This window comes from Niabella beijingensis, from assembly GCF_020034665.1.
Taxonomy (GTDB): Bacteria; Bacteroidota; Bacteroidia; order Chitinophagales; family Chitinophagaceae; genus Niabella; species Niabella beijingensis.
On record NZ_JAIQDI010000002.1, the window covers coordinates 279143 to 295497 of the forward strand.

Annotated in this window: 15 protein-coding genes; 9 read left to right on the plus strand and 6 right to left on the minus strand. The window is 47.8% G+C overall.

Annotated features, from left to right (window positions below; genetic code table 11):
- Positions 1-985: 985 nt before the first annotated feature.
- Together K7B07_RS17210 and K7B07_RS17215 are read right to left on the minus strand one after the other, a co-directional pair.
- Complete coding sequence (locus tag K7B07_RS17210) at positions 986-1288, minus strand: hypothetical protein (RefSeq protein ID WP_223711761.1); 303 nt, start codon at positions 1286-1288, stop codon at positions 986-988.
- 60 nt (positions 1289-1348) lie between these two features.
- On the minus strand, positions 1349-2053 hold the full coding sequence (locus K7B07_RS17215) for a metal-dependent hydrolase (RefSeq protein WP_223711762.1): 705 nt from the start codon (positions 2051-2053) through the stop codon (positions 1349-1351).
- A 219-nt stretch (positions 2054-2272) separates the two neighbouring features.
- Between K7B07_RS17215 and K7B07_RS17220 the strand changes: the two genes are divergently transcribed.
- Positions 2273-2644, plus strand: a complete 372-nt coding sequence (locus K7B07_RS17220; RefSeq protein ID WP_223711763.1) for a hypothetical protein — start codon at positions 2273-2275, stop codon at positions 2642-2644.
- A 51-nt stretch (positions 2645-2695) separates the two neighbouring features.
- Here the strand turns inward: K7B07_RS17220 and K7B07_RS17225 are convergent, their stop codons facing one another.
- Together K7B07_RS17225 and K7B07_RS17230 are read right to left on the minus strand one after the other, a co-directional pair.
- Positions 2696-3889 carry a hypothetical protein gene (locus K7B07_RS17225; RefSeq protein WP_223711764.1) on the minus strand — a complete coding sequence of 398 codons (1194 nt, stop codon included), beginning with the start codon at positions 3887-3889 and terminating at the stop codon, positions 2696-2698.
- 79 nt (positions 3890-3968) lie between these two features.
- Entirely contained in the window at positions 3969-5732 is a 1764-nt protein-coding gene (locus K7B07_RS17230) for a L,D-transpeptidase family protein (protein WP_223711765.1), read from the minus strand.
- 307 nt (positions 5733-6039) lie between these two features.
- On the opposite strand from K7B07_RS17230, the gene atpD reads away from it, so the two are divergent.
- The 8 genes from atpD (at position 6040) to K7B07_RS17270 (ending at position 14896) form a co-directional block, all read left to right on the plus strand.
- Positions 6040-7533 (plus strand): F0F1 ATP synthase subunit beta, encoded by a 1494-nt coding sequence (gene atpD / locus K7B07_RS17235; protein ID WP_223711766.1) that lies wholly within the window; start codon positions 6040-6042, stop codon positions 7531-7533.
- An 81-nt stretch (positions 7534-7614) separates the two neighbouring features.
- Entirely contained in the window at positions 7615-7872 is a 258-nt protein-coding gene (gene atpC / locus K7B07_RS17240) for an ATP synthase F1 subunit epsilon (protein WP_223711767.1), read from the plus strand.
- Positions 7873-8122: 250 nt separating this feature from the next.
- Positions 8123-9355 carry a T9SS ring complex lipoprotein PorK/GldK gene (porK, locus tag K7B07_RS17245; protein WP_223711768.1) on the plus strand — a complete coding sequence of 411 codons (1233 nt, stop codon included), beginning with the start codon at positions 8123-8125 and terminating at the stop codon, positions 9353-9355.
- 39 nt (positions 9356-9394) lie between these two features.
- Complete coding sequence (locus K7B07_RS17250; protein WP_223711769.1) at positions 9395-10030, plus strand: GldL-related protein; 636 nt, start codon at positions 9395-9397, stop codon at positions 10028-10030.
- Between the two features lie 45 nt (positions 10031-10075).
- The gene (gene porM, locus K7B07_RS17255; RefSeq protein ID WP_223711770.1) at positions 10076-11590 is read left to right on the plus strand and encodes a type IX secretion system motor protein PorM/GldM; all 1515 of its coding nucleotides are present in this window, start codon (positions 10076-10078) and stop codon (positions 11588-11590) included.
- A gap of 46 nt (positions 11591-11636) precedes the next feature.
- Positions 11637-12683, plus strand: coding sequence for a type IX secretion system ring subunit PorN/GldN (porN, locus tag K7B07_RS17260; protein WP_223711771.1), 1047 nt, complete (start codon positions 11637-11639; stop codon positions 12681-12683).
- A gap of 7 nt (positions 12684-12690) precedes the next feature.
- Positions 12691-13368 carry an outer membrane protein gene (locus tag K7B07_RS17265; RefSeq protein ID WP_223711772.1) on the plus strand — a complete coding sequence of 226 codons (678 nt, stop codon included), beginning with the start codon at positions 12691-12693 and terminating at the stop codon, positions 13366-13368.
- Positions 13369-13444: 76 nt separating this feature from the next.
- Positions 13445-14896 carry a TlpA family protein disulfide reductase gene (locus K7B07_RS17270; RefSeq protein ID WP_223711773.1) on the plus strand — a complete coding sequence of 484 codons (1452 nt, stop codon included), beginning with the start codon at positions 13445-13447 and terminating at the stop codon, positions 14894-14896.
- Positions 14897-15012: 116 nt separating this feature from the next.
- Here K7B07_RS17270 and K7B07_RS17275 read toward each other — a convergent pair whose 3' ends face one another.
- Both K7B07_RS17275 and K7B07_RS17280 read right to left on the minus strand, forming a co-directional pair.
- Positions 15013-15732, minus strand: a complete 720-nt coding sequence (locus K7B07_RS17275) for a DUF4197 domain-containing protein (RefSeq protein ID WP_223711774.1) — start codon at positions 15730-15732, stop codon at positions 15013-15015.
- Between the two features lie 45 nt (positions 15733-15777).
- Positions 15778-16326 carry a YqgE/AlgH family protein gene (locus K7B07_RS17280; protein WP_223711775.1) on the minus strand — a complete coding sequence of 183 codons (549 nt, stop codon included), beginning with the start codon at positions 16324-16326 and terminating at the stop codon, positions 15778-15780.
- Between the last annotated feature and the right edge of the window lie 29 nt (positions 16327-16355).

Consider the following 16355-nt stretch of genomic DNA (forward strand, 5'->3'; position numbering starts at 1 on the left):
TTTCAGGCCTCTTTGTCGGTTAGCCCGGAGGGCTTTAGTGGGAATAATCCTGGCAATACCGGACATTGGATGATCGTGGGGTTCAACGCCCTTCGGGGTTGAACTTTCAACCTCCGGCAGCCTCCAACTGGGGTTGGAGGCTATGCATATTGAGACCCTTTCGGGCGTTTTGTCTGTTAGCCAGGAGGGCTATTCAGCTTGAGGCCATTTCCGGCCTTATATCAGTTTAGCCCGGAGGGCTTTAATGGGAATAACCCCGTAGTACGGTGGCATTGATGATCGTGGGGGTTCAACCCCCTTCGGGGTTGATCTTTCAACGCGCGGCAGCCTCCGACTGCGGTTGGAGGCTATGCATATTGAGACCCTTTCGGGCCTTTTTGTCTGTTAGCTGAGAGGGCTATCACCTTGAGGTCCTTTCCGGCCTCTTATCAGTTTAGCCCAGGTGGCTTTAATGGGAATAACCCGGCATGCGGTGGCATTGGATGATCGTGGGGGTTCAACCCCTTCGGGGTTGATCTTTCAACGTCCGGCAGCCTCCGACTGCTGTTGGAGGCTATGCATATTGAGACCCTTTCGGGCGTTTTTCTCTGTTAGCTGGGAGGGCTATCACCTTGAGGCCCTTTCCGGCCTCTTATCAGTTTAGCCCGGAGGGCTTTAATGGGAATAGCCTCCCGCAGTGCGGGGGGCATTGGATCACCACGGCGGGTCAACCCCGGCAGGGCGTTGAATTTTTACCGTAAAAATTATAAATGATTACCGGTTGTTACCAGCAAATGAAATGCGTGGGTTATAAAAGCGTATGTGCAGCTAAGGTAGTGGATTGGCGGGCAGTGTAAGACCCAGGTACCCCGGGGTAGGGGAGCATGCGGGAAAACCTGCCCGGCCCGGGGGCTGAGAATACACAGTGCAGTACCTGCTATATGGCCAGCCGGATACGGGCTGGCAGAAGGAATGATGTATTTATGAACAGCCTGGCCGCCGGCTGCTATTTTTTTTGAATGCTTAGCACCTCTGCCCATCCTTCGTTAACGTGCATCATATAACAGGTTCCATCCCTGTTATCGGAACAGGTGGTTTTGCGGATGGAGGCGGTTACCTCATCCAGCGAATTATAGCCGGCCAAAAGGGCTTTGTTGCAGATGATGTAATCTTTTTTATTGTACCGGAGGTAATCGCCGGTGCAGTCCTTAATAACAGTCATGGCGCCGCTGAAATCGGAAGCGGGAACGGCCTTGTTTTTATGACAGCCGGCGAGGATAATGCATGCGAAAACAACCAGGTACTTCATTAAAGCAGGAATTATATGGCATAGCAATAGTGCTATAACCCGTTTAAACGATCTTTTTGTTTAAAACGCAACAGTGCTGGTTACTGATTTAAAATCGTAGCCCGTCCCGATCTCGGGGATCAGTAATGTTTTTCCGGCTGCTTTAAAAAGACCGGTTGCGGCTGCATGATCGATCTTTATATAGCCGAAGGTATCAAAATGCACACCAATGATATTATTGCACTGGATAAAATCGCTGGCCTTTACAGCGTCCCGCGCGTTCATGGTAAAGTTGCCGCCGATGGGCAGTATGGCGGTATCTATTTTTGCATAATGCGGCACCAGCTGCATATCCAGCATCAGGCTGGTATCGCCACTATAATAAAAATTATGATGGGGTGATGCAAGGATGAAACCGCCGGCGGCACCGGCATAGCTGCCATCGGGGAAGCTGCTGGAGTGCTGCGCCTGCATATAGGTAAGGGTGCCAAAATCAAACTCAAAGGTTCCAAAATTCATCGGGTGCACATTGGTAATGCCCTGCTGCTGCAGCCAGCTGATGATCTCAAAATTGCTGATGACCAGGGCACCGGTGCGCCTGGCAATGGGTAGCAGGTCTGCCGTATGGTCCCCATGCCCGTGGCTCACCAGGATATAATCGGCCTCTATCGTATTGATGTCAATATTTTTTGCCAGCTCGTTGCCGGTAATAAACGGATCGAACAGGAATTTTTTTCCGTTAAGCTCGATAACAAAACAGGACTGGCCATAAAATGTAAATTTCATAGTAATGATTTTTAACAAAACTAACCATATCGGCCCGGGATGCAAAATAGGGTGGAAGTCAATGAAATGGCTGGTTGGCGAAGGGCTGTAAAAAGTTACAGATTTTCTCTTTTTTTGTCTGAAAATGTTAAAACGACCGGGGGTGAAAAAAAATTGGCATTGTGCTTGCCTTATCTACGGCGGTAACATTTTTTAACCCTAAATAAAATCCATATTTCTATGAAGCAACTATTAAAGTTTTTAAGCCTGGCACTGATTGTGGGAACAGTAGCACTCGCATCGTGCAGCAAAGATGATAACCCGGCGGATAATGACCTGTTTGTGGGTACGTATTCGGGTACTACCAGCTATACCGGGGTGCCTTCTGGTAATGGTAAGGTAACGGTGGTAAAGGTTGGTAACACGTACAAGTTTGATTTTCGCGACAACGGAGATATTCCCAGCATAACAGATGTAACCATTGCAAAAGGCGATGAGGGGTATATAGGAACTGCCAACGGTTACACCGGTATTATTAAGTTTAATGCCAATAACCTGAACATTGCAGTGACCAAAAGCGGCAACAACTGGACGGCCGACTGTAACCGCTAAGCTGTAAAAAAACTATAGCAAAAAGGTGGGCGTTGTGCCTGCCTTTTTTATTTACAGCACCGGGTGCATTTTAAACGGCTTTTGCCGGTCGAAATTATAGCGGTAGGTGATAAGGCGCCGGCTTTTGTAGGTGCCTAAAGATTCTGCCACATTGATCATTTTAGGATTGAACTCCCCGATCCACTGCATTTCATACAGGTCGTAAATGGATTTTCCAATTTCGTAATTACCGTTGTTTATTTTCAGGTGCTGTATTTTTTTACACCCCTCAATGATCATATAGGCATCCGCACCTTTGCTCTGAAACTCGGGCACAATGCCAAATACCAGCCCTACAAACTTATTACAGGGCCTTGTTTTTTTATACCACAGGAATTTTAATTTATCCAGCAGACCAAACTTTCCGTTCAGCAGTTTAAACCACTGGTTAAGATCGGGAAGGTTCAGCCAGATGCCGATGGGTTCTTTTTTATAATAGATGATCCAGCAGATACGCTCGTCCAGCACCGTCTTCATACTATGGAACATGTTGCGCGCCACCTTTTCTTCCAGTTGTTTTAGCCCGCCATGCCCCGCCCAGGCTTTGTTGTACACGGTGGTAAAGTCGCGCGCATATTTATCCAGGTTGTTCTTTTTAATATTGTCCGAAGAATAATCCGGGTCTTTGGAAAGGGTGGCATGGCGCTCATAAAACTTTTCCTGCAGCCGGTCTTTTACCTGCAGTGCAAAACAGGCCTGGTAAAAAAAAGGCTGAAAACCGTAGGCCTCAAACAGCTCTTTATAATAAGGCTGGTTATAGTTCATACAATACAGCGGGGGTTCAAAACCTTCTGCCAGCAGGCCCCACCATTTGTCGCGCTCCCCAAAATTTATGGGGCCATCCATGGCTGTCATGCCCCGTTCTTCCAGCCATTTTTTTGCAGTATCCAGCAGCAGGCTGGCCGCCTCCTGGTTATTGATACAGTCGAAAAAGCCGACACCGCCCACAGGGCCGTCATCGCCTTTTGTTTTATATTTTTTATTAACAAAAGCAGCTACCCGCCCGATGAGTGTTCCCTGCTCATCTTTCAGTATCCAGCGGATGGCTTCACCAAAGCGGAAGGCTTTGTTCCGGGCCGGATCAAACACTTCTTCCACATCCTTATCCAGCGGCCGCGCATAGTTGGGGTCATCCTTATTGATGATCACATTTACCGCTAAAAAGGCTTTTGCCTGCGCCGGCGTGGTAACCTCTTCTAATCTCATCCCGCAAAACTATTGATTCTGGTTCATAGTTGATAGTCCCTGGTTAATGGCTGAACTCTCAATTCTCAAAGCTGCCCGCTTACCTTCCCGCCCGCTTCAGACTATCCAGCTTCCGTTTCTGTTTCAGCTCCAGTTCCTTTTGTTTAATGGAGTCCTTTATCTGTTGCAGGCTGTCGCGGATCGCTTTCTGGCGGCTCCAGGTGGTGCCCACGCTGTTCAGGAACATTTTTTTGGCGATAACGGCATCATGACCATAAATATCTTCCCGGAAGTTCAGCCGCCCGTCATCATCCACCCACGCCGTAAAATAGGTGATGAGTACGGGGATCGGCCGTTTTACGCGCACATATTTTTCCTTATAACTGTGCATGGCCGAATCGATTTTGTGCGCACTCCATCTTGCAGTGTCTTCCAGCACATACTCCGCAAATTTTGCAGGCTCCTTCAGCCGTATACAACCGTGGCTGAAGCTGCGTTTGTCCTTATTGAACAGGCTTTTTGCAGGCGAATCGTGAAAGTAAATATTATAACTGTTGGGGAACAGGAATTTTACCAGGCCCAGAGAGTTCCAGGGGCCGGGCTTCTGGCGTACCTGCCCGCTTACGATTTCCATATGGTTGCGGGCAAGGTAGGCGGCACTGGGGCGGCCACCCATTTCCTTTTTTACAATACTGGTGGGCACATTCCAGTAGGGGCTGAACACCACGGTCTTTAACATACCGGTAAATACGGTGGTATTGTTGCTCTCTTTCCCCACCACCACATTCATATCCCAGGCAGGGCGGCCGTTTTCATACACATGCATTTTGTATTCCGGTATATTTACCATAATGGCCCGGCCGGAATCGCGGGTCTCTATCGGTATCCAGCGCATGCGCTCCATATTGATGAGGATCTGCTGAATGCGCTCATCCACGGATACATTCAGATCCTTAAGAAAGGTTTTCCCAGCCTTTCCATCCGGCTTGTAGCCGTACACTTCCTTTACCGCGTTTACCGCATCCGCAAGTGTAGAGTCGTACACATTGGTAAAAGTGCTGTCTTCCCCTTCCAGGAAGCCCTCTGTCTTCAGCCGTTTTTTTAATGCCAGTACAGCAGCATCCTTGTAGCCGTTCTTCATTTCCTCTACCTTGCTGTTTACCCGCTGCCAGCCGCCGGCATCTTTAATGGCTTTGTACTGCTGCAATGTTTTTCGCAGCGCAGCGTATTGCGGGTTGCGTGGGGCATAGGCCTCGGAAAACTGCCCTTTGGCGGAGATGACCGAATCCAGCATGGCCTCCAGCGTTAATTTTTTCTTGGGGATATACCACTCCAGGGTCTTCATGTCAAAATTGGGATCGTAGGCATACTCGTGGTCGGCATACAAATAAAAATACTTGGTCAGCGACAGCTCCAGCTGCTGAAAGGCCGAATCGTTCTTTGTTTTTACAGATTCGCGGGAAGCGATCAGCGATTCCATTTTTATGCTCAGGGCCTTGTTGTATACGGTGGAGTCCTTTGAGTAGTTAAGATAGTTCTTCAGCAGGTTCCAGAAAGACATGGTATGTTCCGGTATCCCCTCGGGGGAGAACCAGGCATACTGGTAATTGCGGCTGTTATAAAAACTTTTGATCCGGTTCACCAGGGTGTCGCTGAGACTGTCGGCCGCCAGGAACCCGTTTACCAGGCTGCTGTCGATAAACAGCTGGTTAAAGGCATTACTGGTATCGATGGTGACATCTACCTTGGTTACCGGTTTTTCCACGCGGATCACTTTTTTCCGCTCTTTTTTTTCAGTGTTTTTGCAGGATATGATACCCAGAATCATCAACAGCGCTAAGGGAAGCACGAGTTTTCTAATCATCGGACGTATAAATTATAAATCAGACAGGAAATCACAGAACTTATGGGATGTTTGTTACCCGAAAAGCGGGGGTAACAGGGAAAAATAAAGCAGTGCGGAAGCCTTAGGGCGGCTCCTTTTGCTGGTCCATGTTTTTCATCATTCTCAATAAGTTTTAATGCGTTAATAGCAGCAAAAATACACGCAAAGTGCTGATAAATGTGTTTTTTCCACAGGTTATTAATAATTCTTGGTCACGGCGTTATTTATTATTGGTATAAACCTTACTTTTGCAGCCTCAAATAAAACCTTATATTTCAATATTGATATGGCAAACGTAGGTAAAGTAAAACAGGTGATCGGTGCGGTAATCGACGTTCAGTTTGATGGCACGCTCCCGGAAATTTATAACGCGTTGGAACTCACGAAAGAAAACGGTGATACCTTGGTGTTAGAGGTGCAGCAGCACCTGGGGGAAGACAGCGTGCGTACCATTGCGATGGACGGTACTGAAGGGCTGGTGCGCGGTACGGAAGTACGCGATACCGGCAAAGCGATCACCATGCCTACCGGCGAAAGTATTAAAGGCCGCCTGTTTAACGTAACCGGCGACCCCATTGACGGATTGCCTGCTGTTTCCAAAGAGAACGGCCGTGCCATCCACGCCATGCCCCCTGCATTTGAGAACCTGAGCACTGCAACCGAGGTGCTGTTTACCGGTATCAAGGTAATCGACCTGATTGAGCCTTACGCAAAAGGTGGTAAAATTGGTTTATTTGGTGGTGCGGGAGTTGGTAAAACCGTATTGATCCAGGAGCTGATCAACAATATCGCAAAAGGACACGGTGGTTTGTCCGTATTTGCAGGAGTAGGAGAGCGTACCCGTGAAGGAAATGACCTGATGCGTGAGATGATCGAAGCGGGTATTATGAAATATGGCGAAGCATTTAAACACAGCATGGAAGAAGGCGGCTGGGACCTGAGCAAGGTAAACCAGGAAGAGCTGGCAGAGTCTAAAGCTACCTTCGTATTCGGACAGATGAACGAACCCCCCGGTGCGCGTGCACGTGTGGCCCTGAGCGGACTGACCATTGCAGAATATTTCCGCGACGGAGATGGTGAAGGCAAAGGAAAGGACATCCTGTTCTTTGTGGATAATATCTTCCGTTTCACACAGGCCGGTTCCGAAGTATCTGCCCTGTTAGGCCGTATGCCTTCTGCCGTGGGATACCAGCCTACACTGGCTACAGAAATGGGACTGATGCAGGAGCGGATCACTTCTACCAAAAGCGGTTCCATTACCTCCGTACAGGCGGTATACGTACCTGCGGATGACCTTACCGATCCGGCGCCGGCAACAACCTTTGCCCACCTGGATGCTACAACCGTATTGAGCCGTAAGATCGCTGACCTTGGTATCTACCCGGCGGTGGATCCCCTGGATTCCACTTCCCGTATCCTGATGCCGAAAGTAGTGGGTGATGCGCACTATGAGTGTGCCAACAAAGTAAAACGGATCTTACAACGTTATAAAGAATTACAGGACATTATCGCCATCCTGGGTATGGATGAGCTGAGCGATGAGGATAAAATGACCGTGTCCCGTGCCCGTAAAGTACAGCGTTTCCTTTCCCAGCCCTTCCACGTGGCGGAAGCTTTTACCGGTCTGAAAGGGGTGCTGGTACCCATCGACGAAACCATCCGCGGCTTTAACATGATCATGGACGGTGAAGTAGATGAATACCCGGAAGCAGCCTTTAACCTTGTTGGTAATATTGATGACGCCATCGAAAAAGGGAAAAAATTACTGGCGACGGCTTAATTTGAAAATTTGAAGATGCGCTGATTGGAGAAGGGCGCACTTTACATTAATAATTTTCAAACTTTCAAATTTTCAAATTGTATGCAATTAGAAATATTAACTCCCGAAAAAAAGGTCTACAGCGGTGATGTTTACGGTGTACAGATGCCCGGGATCTCCGGTTCATTTGAAGTGCTGGATAAGCATGCACCAATGATTGCCGCATTACAGGAAGGCAAACTGAAAATTTTAAAGGACCGCCTCAACGGAGCAACCAGCTTCTACCAGATACAGAGCGGATTTGCGGAAGTGCTGAACAATAAGGTGACCGTACTGATAGAGGGAGCTACGCCCCTTTAATTGAAAGATATATAACTTGTTGAAGCCCGTCTTAGAACGGGCTTTTTGCTGCCTGTAAAAATCCATAACCGGTAAGGGTAAATGATTGTAATCCATTATTTTTGAAGAGATGAGCCTGCCACGACAGGATATAATTGCCAGATCTTCAATAAATCGCAAAAAAAAGTTTCGTTTTTTATAAAAGAGGTTTAATTTTCCGATTCTGGCAGACATTTTGTGAATTAAATGTTTTTTAAACCTAAATTTTTCCATGAAGAATCTTCTTCTCTTTGCTGTTGCATCCATTTTATGTCTTCATTCGTATTCTCAAAAAAGTATCAATCTAAGAAAAGTTGTAGGTAAAAAATCTGAAATCGGTTCTACAATGCCCATGTCGGTAGTGGAAATACCTACCGGTACATTCATTCTGGGAAACCATGGAGATTCTACCTCACCTACAAGTCAGAACCAGCAGCGGCCGGTACTGATCAGCGGCTTTTATATGTCTGCTACTGAAGTGACCAATGCACAGTACCGCGAATTTGTGGGCTGGGTCCGGGATTCGATTGCAGCAAAACGCCTGGGAGGGCAGTACGTTACAATTGTTGGAAATGATACTGCTATAAACTGGAAGGCGGCCAGCCGCATTAATTATAATGACCCGGCCATTCTTTCACAGCTGGGCGACCTGGTGCTGGATCCCTCAAAAACGATCAGCCAGAAACGGATGCTGGATCCTGAAAAACTGATCTATGCCCTGGAAGGCTTCAATTACCAGGAGGCGGCAAAAAAAGAAAATAAGGGACGTGATGCCAAGGATTTTGTTTTCCGTTATACGGTTCAGGTATATCCCGATACCCTTGCATGGATGCGGGATTTCGGTTATTCCAACAACGAACAAATGGCGGTTAATTATTTCAGCAGTCCAAAATATCAGAACTACCCGGTGGTAGGGGTAAGCTGGAAACAGGCCAGTGCCTATTGCGACTGGATGACCAAGCATAAGATACTGGCACAACAGTCCAGGAACAGGGGAGGTGCCGGCGGAAAGGCAAGGCTTCCAACAGAAGCAGAGTGGGAATATGCTGCCAGCCTGAATAATAAAACCGCGGTCAAAAAAGAAACCCAACCCGCCGAAAGCGAAAAAGATGAGATCGGCAACAATACAAAAAGTGCCATCCCCGGGGAGGGAAAGATCTTCCCGGTATATGTAAGAGGCGCTAAAAAAGGAGATTTTGGTTTGTATAACCTGGCGGATAATGTTTCCGAATGGACGACCACTTCTTACTATGAAGGGGGCGAGAATTTCCAGAACCGCTTCAACCCCGATATTCAGTGGGGAACCCCCGAATCTGAATCAAAAGCACAGAGAAGGAAGGTGATACGGGGCGGCAGCTGGAAAGATACGCCTACATTTATGACCACGGAAAACCGCTCGTTTGAGGACCTTGATGCTTCTCATTCCTATCTCGGGTTCCGTATTGTTGTAAACCTGCCTGAATAATCAATCACATAAAACATTTACTTATAAAATTTAGCATGTATGGCTGTTGAAAAAGTTCGCCCGATTGACCGGTACCTGGAGATCTTCTATTCCTTAGGTGCTGTTCCCGTGTTATTGGGAGTGTTGTTTAAGCTTACAGGAACTTCTCCGTTTGGTGATCCCAATGTATGGCTGCAGATCGGTTTGTACACCGAGGTGCTGGTGTTCCTGAGCTTTGGTTTGATGTACCTGTTTAATCCTCCGCAGAAAGTGGATGAAATGGGAAATCCTACCGGAACAGATGATGAAGTGGTGGTTAAAAAAACAATGGCAAAGGACAGCGCACTGGTCTCGGTGGATGAGATGCTGAAAGCAGCCGACATAACCCCCGAAAACCTTGGCCGGCTGAGTGCCGGTTTCAAAAGCCTGGAGGCCAACATTACCCGGATCAGCCATGCCTCTGAAAGCATTGTGGATACGGAAGAATACGCGCGGCAGATCAAACAGGCCAGCGCTTCTATCAGCCAGATGAACATGTATTATAAAAAGCTGGCGGAAACCTCCGACGCACTGGTGAACAGTGCAGACGATGCAAAGAATACGCAGAAGGAGATCGCGGACCTGTCAAAAAATCTGGCCAAACTGAACCAGATGTATAGTGGCATGATCGCCGCTATGCAAGTGAAGAACGTATAATCCGGCATTACAGTAATTTATCAAATAACGTAAAGGAATTCTATTATGGCTTTACCACGGGAGCCGAGGCAGAAGATGATTAACCTGATGTATTTGGTGCTTACCGCATTGCTGGCACTGAATGTATCATCGGAGGTATTGAACGCATTTAAAACGATCGATAAAAGTTTGACAAATGCCAACGAGACCATCGATAAAAAGAACAAAACAATATTTGTCTCACTCGAAGAAAAAGCAAACGATCCTAAAACCCAGGAGCTGGCACATTTATGGATGCCCCGGGCGGAGAAGACCCGGCAGCTTTCAGACGACCTGGTTAATTATATCGAATCTTTAAAGACCCAGATCAAAACCGAATCGGGATTGAATGCAAAGACCGGAGCATATAAAGAAAGTAACCTGGATGTGCCCACCAGGCTGCTGGTAGATAAAAAACAGGGAGAGGAGTTGCTGAAAAAACTTACCGGTTACAAAACAGCGGTGTTGTCGATCGATCCGGAAATCACCACAGAATTCCAGCATTCATTGCCGCTGGACCTGTCCATGCCGGAAGTAAAGAACAGCAATAACAGAACCTGGTCCGCTGCTTATTTCCGGAGCACGCCTTCGGTAGCGGCCATTACCATCCTTTCTAAATTTCAGAACGATATCAAGAACGCAGAATCGCAGATCGTGGAGTTCTGCCATAACAAGATCGGAGCAGTAAAAGTAGTGTATGATGAGTTCCAGGCCCTGGCCACCGCCAATGCGCAGTACCTGCTGCCGGGACAGGAGTTCAATATCACCGCAGGTATCGGAGCCTTCAGTAAAAATGCCCGTCCTACGGTAACCATTGATGGTGCGGCCGTTCCGCTGAATGCCAATGGCCTTGCAGAATATAAAACAGTGGCCGGTGGCCCCGGTACCTATACAAAACGCGTGAACATCTCCTTTGTGAAACCCGATGGAACCACTTCGGTTATCACAAGGGATATCACTTATACGGTGGCTTCCCCAACGGGCCTGACCGTGAGCGCGGATGCAGTAAAGGTATTGTATGTAGGGCTGGAGAATCCCATTTCGGTGGGCGGTGGCAGCGGCACCAGTGCCGATCAGCTGCGGGTTTCCATCAGCCAGGGCAGTATTTCGGGGTCCCGTGGTAAATATACTGCAAGGGTATCCACACCGGGTACGGCTACCGTTACTGTAAATGATGGCAAGCATGCCACCAGCTTTGAGTTCCGTGTAAAATCCGTGCCGTCTCCTACTGCAATGGTGGGCGCCAGTAAAGGCGGCCGTATGCGCGTAAACGATTTCAAGGCGCAGGCAGGGGTAAGGGCAGAGCTGGAGAACTTTGTGTTTGAAGGGGTGAAGTTTACCGTTACCGGTTATACCATGACCTTTGCAGGAGCGGGATACCCCGAGTTCATGCACAAAGCGGTGAGTGGAAATTCCTTTAATGCAGCCCGTTCACTCATTGAAAAGGCGCAGCCGGGAAGTACCATTACCATTGACGAAATAAGAGCAACAGGGCCCGGAGGTACAAGATCCTTACCACCTATTGCATTTAATTTATATTAATTGATCGTTTTCCGGGAAATTTGCCCGGAAGTAAATTATACTACTGATGAAATTGAAAATGCTTATAGCTGTTTGTCTGATGACGGGAATACTTACCGTTCCGGAATACAGTTTTTGCCAGCGAAGCGCATACGATACACCGATCTCGCCTTCGAAGAAGACGGCGGCACCCAAATCCGACACGCCCGCTAAGGAACCCGCACAGTCTGACCAGCCGGATCCCGATAAAAGCCCGGTAGTGGATACCATGCAGGCCGACCTGCCAATTGAAGTGATGGATGAAGCGCCTACCGGCGGATTGTTTGGAGCAGAGGCGAAATCACTGCGTAAGGATAATATCCTGGAAGATGATATGTCCGACAGCACTGCTACCCCGTTGCCTTATACGGCATTGTATGCTTCTGATGCCCTGTACCGGGTGCGGGTATGGCGCACGATTGATGCGCGTACCACCAAGAATGCCCGTTACTTTTTTAACAAAGCGATCGACGGTGAGGATAATTCCCGGCTGATCAATATCATGCTTAAAGCAATAAAAGAGAATGGAGTACAAGCGTTCAGCAATATCGACGACCGCTTTACCACTCCCATCAGCTATGATGAGGTAGTGGCCAGTTTCGGCGGCGGTAAAGACACCGCGGCCAAGTACGATATGGAAGGAAATATTGTGGGATACCAGGTAAGAAGCCGGATGGTGTCCGGTGATTCGGTATATAAATTCCGGATCAAAGAAGAATGGGTCTTTAACAAAAGGGATGGTAAAACGTATATCCGCATCCTGGGTCTTGCGCCGCTCTCTGCCTATACCACATCGGACGGCTATACCGTTGCAAACAGTGAGCATGCCCTGTTCTGGGTTTATTACCCTGACCTGAGGAAAACGCTGGTGCGCAGTAATATCGTAAACCCGCTGGATATGGGAGGACGGATCACCTGGGAAGAAGTGTTTGAGAACCGGCTGTTCGACAGTAAGGTGATCAAATCATCACTGGATGCAGAGAATGGATTTAATGAAAACCCGCTTACGGATGCACATGCCACCGATATCCAGCAGCAGCTGAACAGTTTGAGCAAACGTATGTGGAGCAAATAATATAATTATGAATTTTAAAAGAAGCCTTCTATTAACAGGAATTACGGTGCTGAGTCTGGTTGCAACCGCTCAGGACAATAACGGGAACAGTACAAAAAGAGATTATGTGGCGCGCAAAAGCAATATCGGTATTACGGCAGGAGCCCTGGGATATTCCGGCCGGTATGCCGTTAAGACACCGCTGGGGTCGCATACGTCATATGCCGTGTCCGCTTTTTATGACCACAGCATGATCCTGCCTTCGCAGTTATTTGTAAGAGGAGAATTGCTGTTGGGTCAGATAAAAGGCAACAACCTGGAAGAAAATGTAAATGCTGCCAAGGGGGAGTTTAAAGCAAATGTGGGAGAAGCAACCGTTAAAGCCCAGTACGATTTTCTGAATGATGCCGTAACCCGCTGGTCGCCTTATGTGCTGGCAGGTGTTGGTGCCTATGGTCTCTTTAACTACAGTTCTTCTACCGGGCAGAAAGAGCGTGCCGACAAGATCGGGTTTATCCTTCCTGTAGGCGGCGGGGTGAAATACCGGGTAAGCAACCGCGGGCGTATCTTCCTGGAAGGGAATGTACGGTTCCTGTCTAAAAACCTGGATAACCACGATGGAGAGACAGTGAATAACCCGAATAAATACTACTCGCTGGCGCTTGGATTTTCCTATTCGCTGCAAAAGAATAACCAGTTGTGGTAACAGATACTGTCTGATTTCTTATTGCCGGGGCTCTCAAAAGCCCCGGTTTTTTTTATAACTTTATGAAAACTGCAATATGAAATATACTATAACTGCCATACTTGCTCTGCTCACCACAACAGTAACTGCTCAGGGATTTAGTGACAAAGGAACCGTGTGGCTTATAGGGAATGTAAAAAATGTGCAGGCCGGTTTTTTTGAGTTTTATAGTACCGGTTTTTTCGATAACCGTATGTCTTCTGTTCTTTTTAATAAGGATGGTAGCTTTAAACACAAACTGGAGATTGAAGGCCGCCGGCAGGATATCTATCTTAACCTGAATAAGGATGTTGTTGTGTTTACGGTACAGGATGGTGACAGCCTGCTGCTGAACTGGGATGAAAAGGATTTCAGGAATAGCTTCCGGGTCACGGGAACCGGCCAGCAACAACATACCCTGTGGACCTTTCAATGGTACCAGTTCCTGAATTTCCGGGAGCCTTTCTCCGAAATGCAAAAAGCACTCCGTAACCGGAGCAGCCCTCCGGGCAATGAAGAAAAATTCACATTGATCAATGATCTTTATAATAAAGAACTCCGTGCCCTGCTTGAAAGAACTGACAGCAGCGGGGTTTTGTTTAAAACAGTATTTCCAGATCTGTTTTACAAATATGCATTGGTACTTTGGAACCAGAAATTATTGCTTCAATACGAATTGCGTCCGAATATACCTGTAAGCAACGGACACCTGGAGCAACTGATCAGCTATTACCGGTATTCTAATCTGGACCTCTCGCTGTTCTGGAGCTGTGAAAGATACCGGGATTTTCTTTACAGCTTTCCAAGATTTGCCCCCCAGATGATCTTTAATTCCTTTTCAGGACCCGCCATAGAGTTTGATCCCGTTGCTGATAATTATCACCTGGCACAAGCTGTTTTCAAAATACCAAAGATCCGGGACTGGTTCATTACCCGGTGCATACTAAGCGGCTTCAATTTGTATGAATTCAATAAAGTGGAAGCGATCTGTAACCGGTTCCGGACCGAATTAAAGGATGTTGAGTTACAGGAGATCCTTGCACAGGGCTATGCCGTGGCTGCAACACTTAAACCTGGTAAACCGGCTCCGGTATTTACGTTGAAGGACGCTTCCGGCAGGCAGGTGTCGCTGACTGATTTTAAGGGAAAGGTTGTCTACCTTGATTTTTGGGGGGTGGGCTGTGGCCCCTGTATCTATGATATACAAAATTACAGTCAGAAACTTCATACAAAGTACAAGGAGAAAGAAGTTTTGTTTGTGTCTGTTTGTGTAGACGCTGATGACAAGGAATGGAAAGACGCGTTAAAAAAATACCGGATAGAGGATCAGGTAAACCTGATCGCAGAAGGCTGGGAGCAGCATCCGGTTATTAAATCTTACAATGTTACCGGCATCCCGCATTATTTCATTATTGGGAAGGACGGAACAATCGTTGAAACAAATGCCCCCAGCATGGGGGAACTGATCGGCGAAGGCAGGAATCAAATCGACAAAGCGCTGGCGCTCTAAATGATTAAAGCAGCCCCGAAGCAGGTTTATAATGTATTGTCATGCTGTTCCTATCTGCCGGAGCAGCATGACAATAAAAAATCCTGGGGGGGGTAATTGCGTGGCACTGATGCAATTTATTGTCCGCCTCTCAGCCGCATTTGCTGGTCGGCATAGCCGAATACGCGTTTTAAAAGATCGGTTTTTCGGAAGGAAAGGTTGGTCCGGATCTTTTCCTCTTCGCTGGCCACATAAAGGAACATACCGTCGATAGCGCGCGCGGCTATAAAATCATTCAGACTGGTCTCCAGTTTTTTGCTGGTGAAGGGGATCGCATTATAGGCTTTTGCCAGCGTCTGATAGTCTTTGTCGGCACCGCTGGTACGTACGGTATTGTCCACGATCGGCCGGAATTTGGACATCAGTTCCGGTGACATCTGCGCTTTAAAAAAATCGGTTGCCGCACGCCGGTTGTTGGTCAGCAGGATGGATGCGGCATCTGCAATGCTCATATTTTTAACGGCATTGAGGAAAACGGGTTTTGCTTCTGTTACCGCCTGCCCCATGGCATTGGTAAATTTTGAGGTCATCTGGTTCACCAGCGAGCTGAGCCCGAGGTCGCGCAGTGTTTTTTCGATTTTGGCAGCATCCCCCGGGAAGGCAAAGCGCACCAACGGGTTCCCCTGGTTGGGATTGGCAAAGGCATCAAAACCGCTGAATAAGCCCTGTGTAAGGGCCGCGCGCAGCCCGTTGGCCATTTCCAGTTGGGAAAGTCCGCCGGCTACAGATTGTAAGGTGTCGCAGCCAGAAAAAAGCACGGACACGCCGAGTGTGAGTGAGAATAATAAACGTTTCATGGATCGTGATTATGTTAATGAAAAAAATGCAGGTACAATGGCTTTTTAATTCAGCCTTGGATCAATCGGCGCATTGACAATCAGCTTGTAATCGCCTCCCATATGGTTCAGAATATTTTTCCAGAGTTCCTTTTCGTCGTTACTGAACAGGAACTCCGGGGTAGCCCGGGCTACGATCCAGGTCTTTTCCTCCATCTCAAAATCCAGCTGGCCTTCACCCCAGCCGCTGTAGCCAAGGAAAAAGCGTACTTTACCGGGATCGATCCTGCCTGCTGAAAGCTGCGCGGCCAGCGTGTCGAAATCTCCTCCCCAGTACACACCGTTCAGTACCTCTTTCCCGCCGGGGATCTCTTCAGGGTACTGGTGCAGGAAATAAAGATTATCCAGACCCACCGGACCGCCCTCATAAACCGGGAAATCATGCCCTTCCAGGTCCGGAACCAGGTCTCCGAGGGTGTGGATCGTTTTCCGGTTCATGACAAACCCGACGCTTCCCGCAGCGTCATGCTCACACAGAAATACGACCGTACGTACAAAGTTCGGGTCGTTCAGATGGGGATTTGCAATTAAAAAAGTGCCGTTTGCTGGTTCCATTTTCCGCCTCAGTTAAGAAGTAAATTACC

Coding starts and splice junctions, on each gene's coding strand:
- K7B07_RS17210 (WP_223711761.1), bottom strand. CDS start 1,288: ATGAAGTACCTGGTTGTTTTCGCATGCATTATCCTCGCCGGCTGTCAT.
- K7B07_RS17215 (WP_223711762.1), bottom strand. CDS start 2,053: ATGAAATTTACATTTTATGGCCAGTCCTGTTTTGTTATCGAGCTTAAC.
- K7B07_RS17220 (WP_223711763.1), top strand. CDS start 2,273: ATGAAGCAACTATTAAAGTTTTTAAGCCTGGCACTGATTGTGGGAACA.
- K7B07_RS17225 (WP_223711764.1), bottom strand. CDS start 3,889: ATGAGATTAGAAGAGGTTACCACGCCGGCGCAGGCAAAAGCCTTTTTA.
- K7B07_RS17230 (WP_223711765.1), bottom strand. CDS start 5,732: ATGATTAGAAAACTCGTGCTTCCCTTAGCGCTGTTGATGATTCTGGGT.
- atpD (WP_223711766.1), top strand. CDS start 6,040: ATGGCAAACGTAGGTAAAGTAAAACAGGTGATCGGTGCGGTAATCGAC.
- atpC (WP_223711767.1), top strand. CDS start 7,615: ATGCAATTAGAAATATTAACTCCCGAAAAAAAGGTCTACAGCGGTGAT.
- porK (WP_223711768.1), top strand. CDS start 8,123: ATGAAGAATCTTCTTCTCTTTGCTGTTGCATCCATTTTATGTCTTCAT.
- K7B07_RS17250 (WP_223711769.1), top strand. CDS start 9,395: ATGGCTGTTGAAAAAGTTCGCCCGATTGACCGGTACCTGGAGATCTTC.
- porM (WP_223711770.1), top strand. CDS start 10,076: ATGGCTTTACCACGGGAGCCGAGGCAGAAGATGATTAACCTGATGTAT.
- porN (WP_223711771.1), top strand. CDS start 11,637: ATGAAATTGAAAATGCTTATAGCTGTTTGTCTGATGACGGGAATACTT.
- K7B07_RS17265 (WP_223711772.1), top strand. CDS start 12,691: ATGAATTTTAAAAGAAGCCTTCTATTAACAGGAATTACGGTGCTGAGT.
- K7B07_RS17270 (WP_223711773.1), top strand. CDS start 13,445: ATGAAATATACTATAACTGCCATACTTGCTCTGCTCACCACAACAGTA.
- K7B07_RS17275 (WP_223711774.1), bottom strand. CDS start 15,732: ATGAAACGTTTATTATTCTCACTCACACTCGGCGTGTCCGTGCTTTTT.
- K7B07_RS17280 (WP_223711775.1), bottom strand. CDS start 16,326: ATGGAACCAGCAAACGGCACTTTTTTAATTGCAAATCCCCATCTGAAC.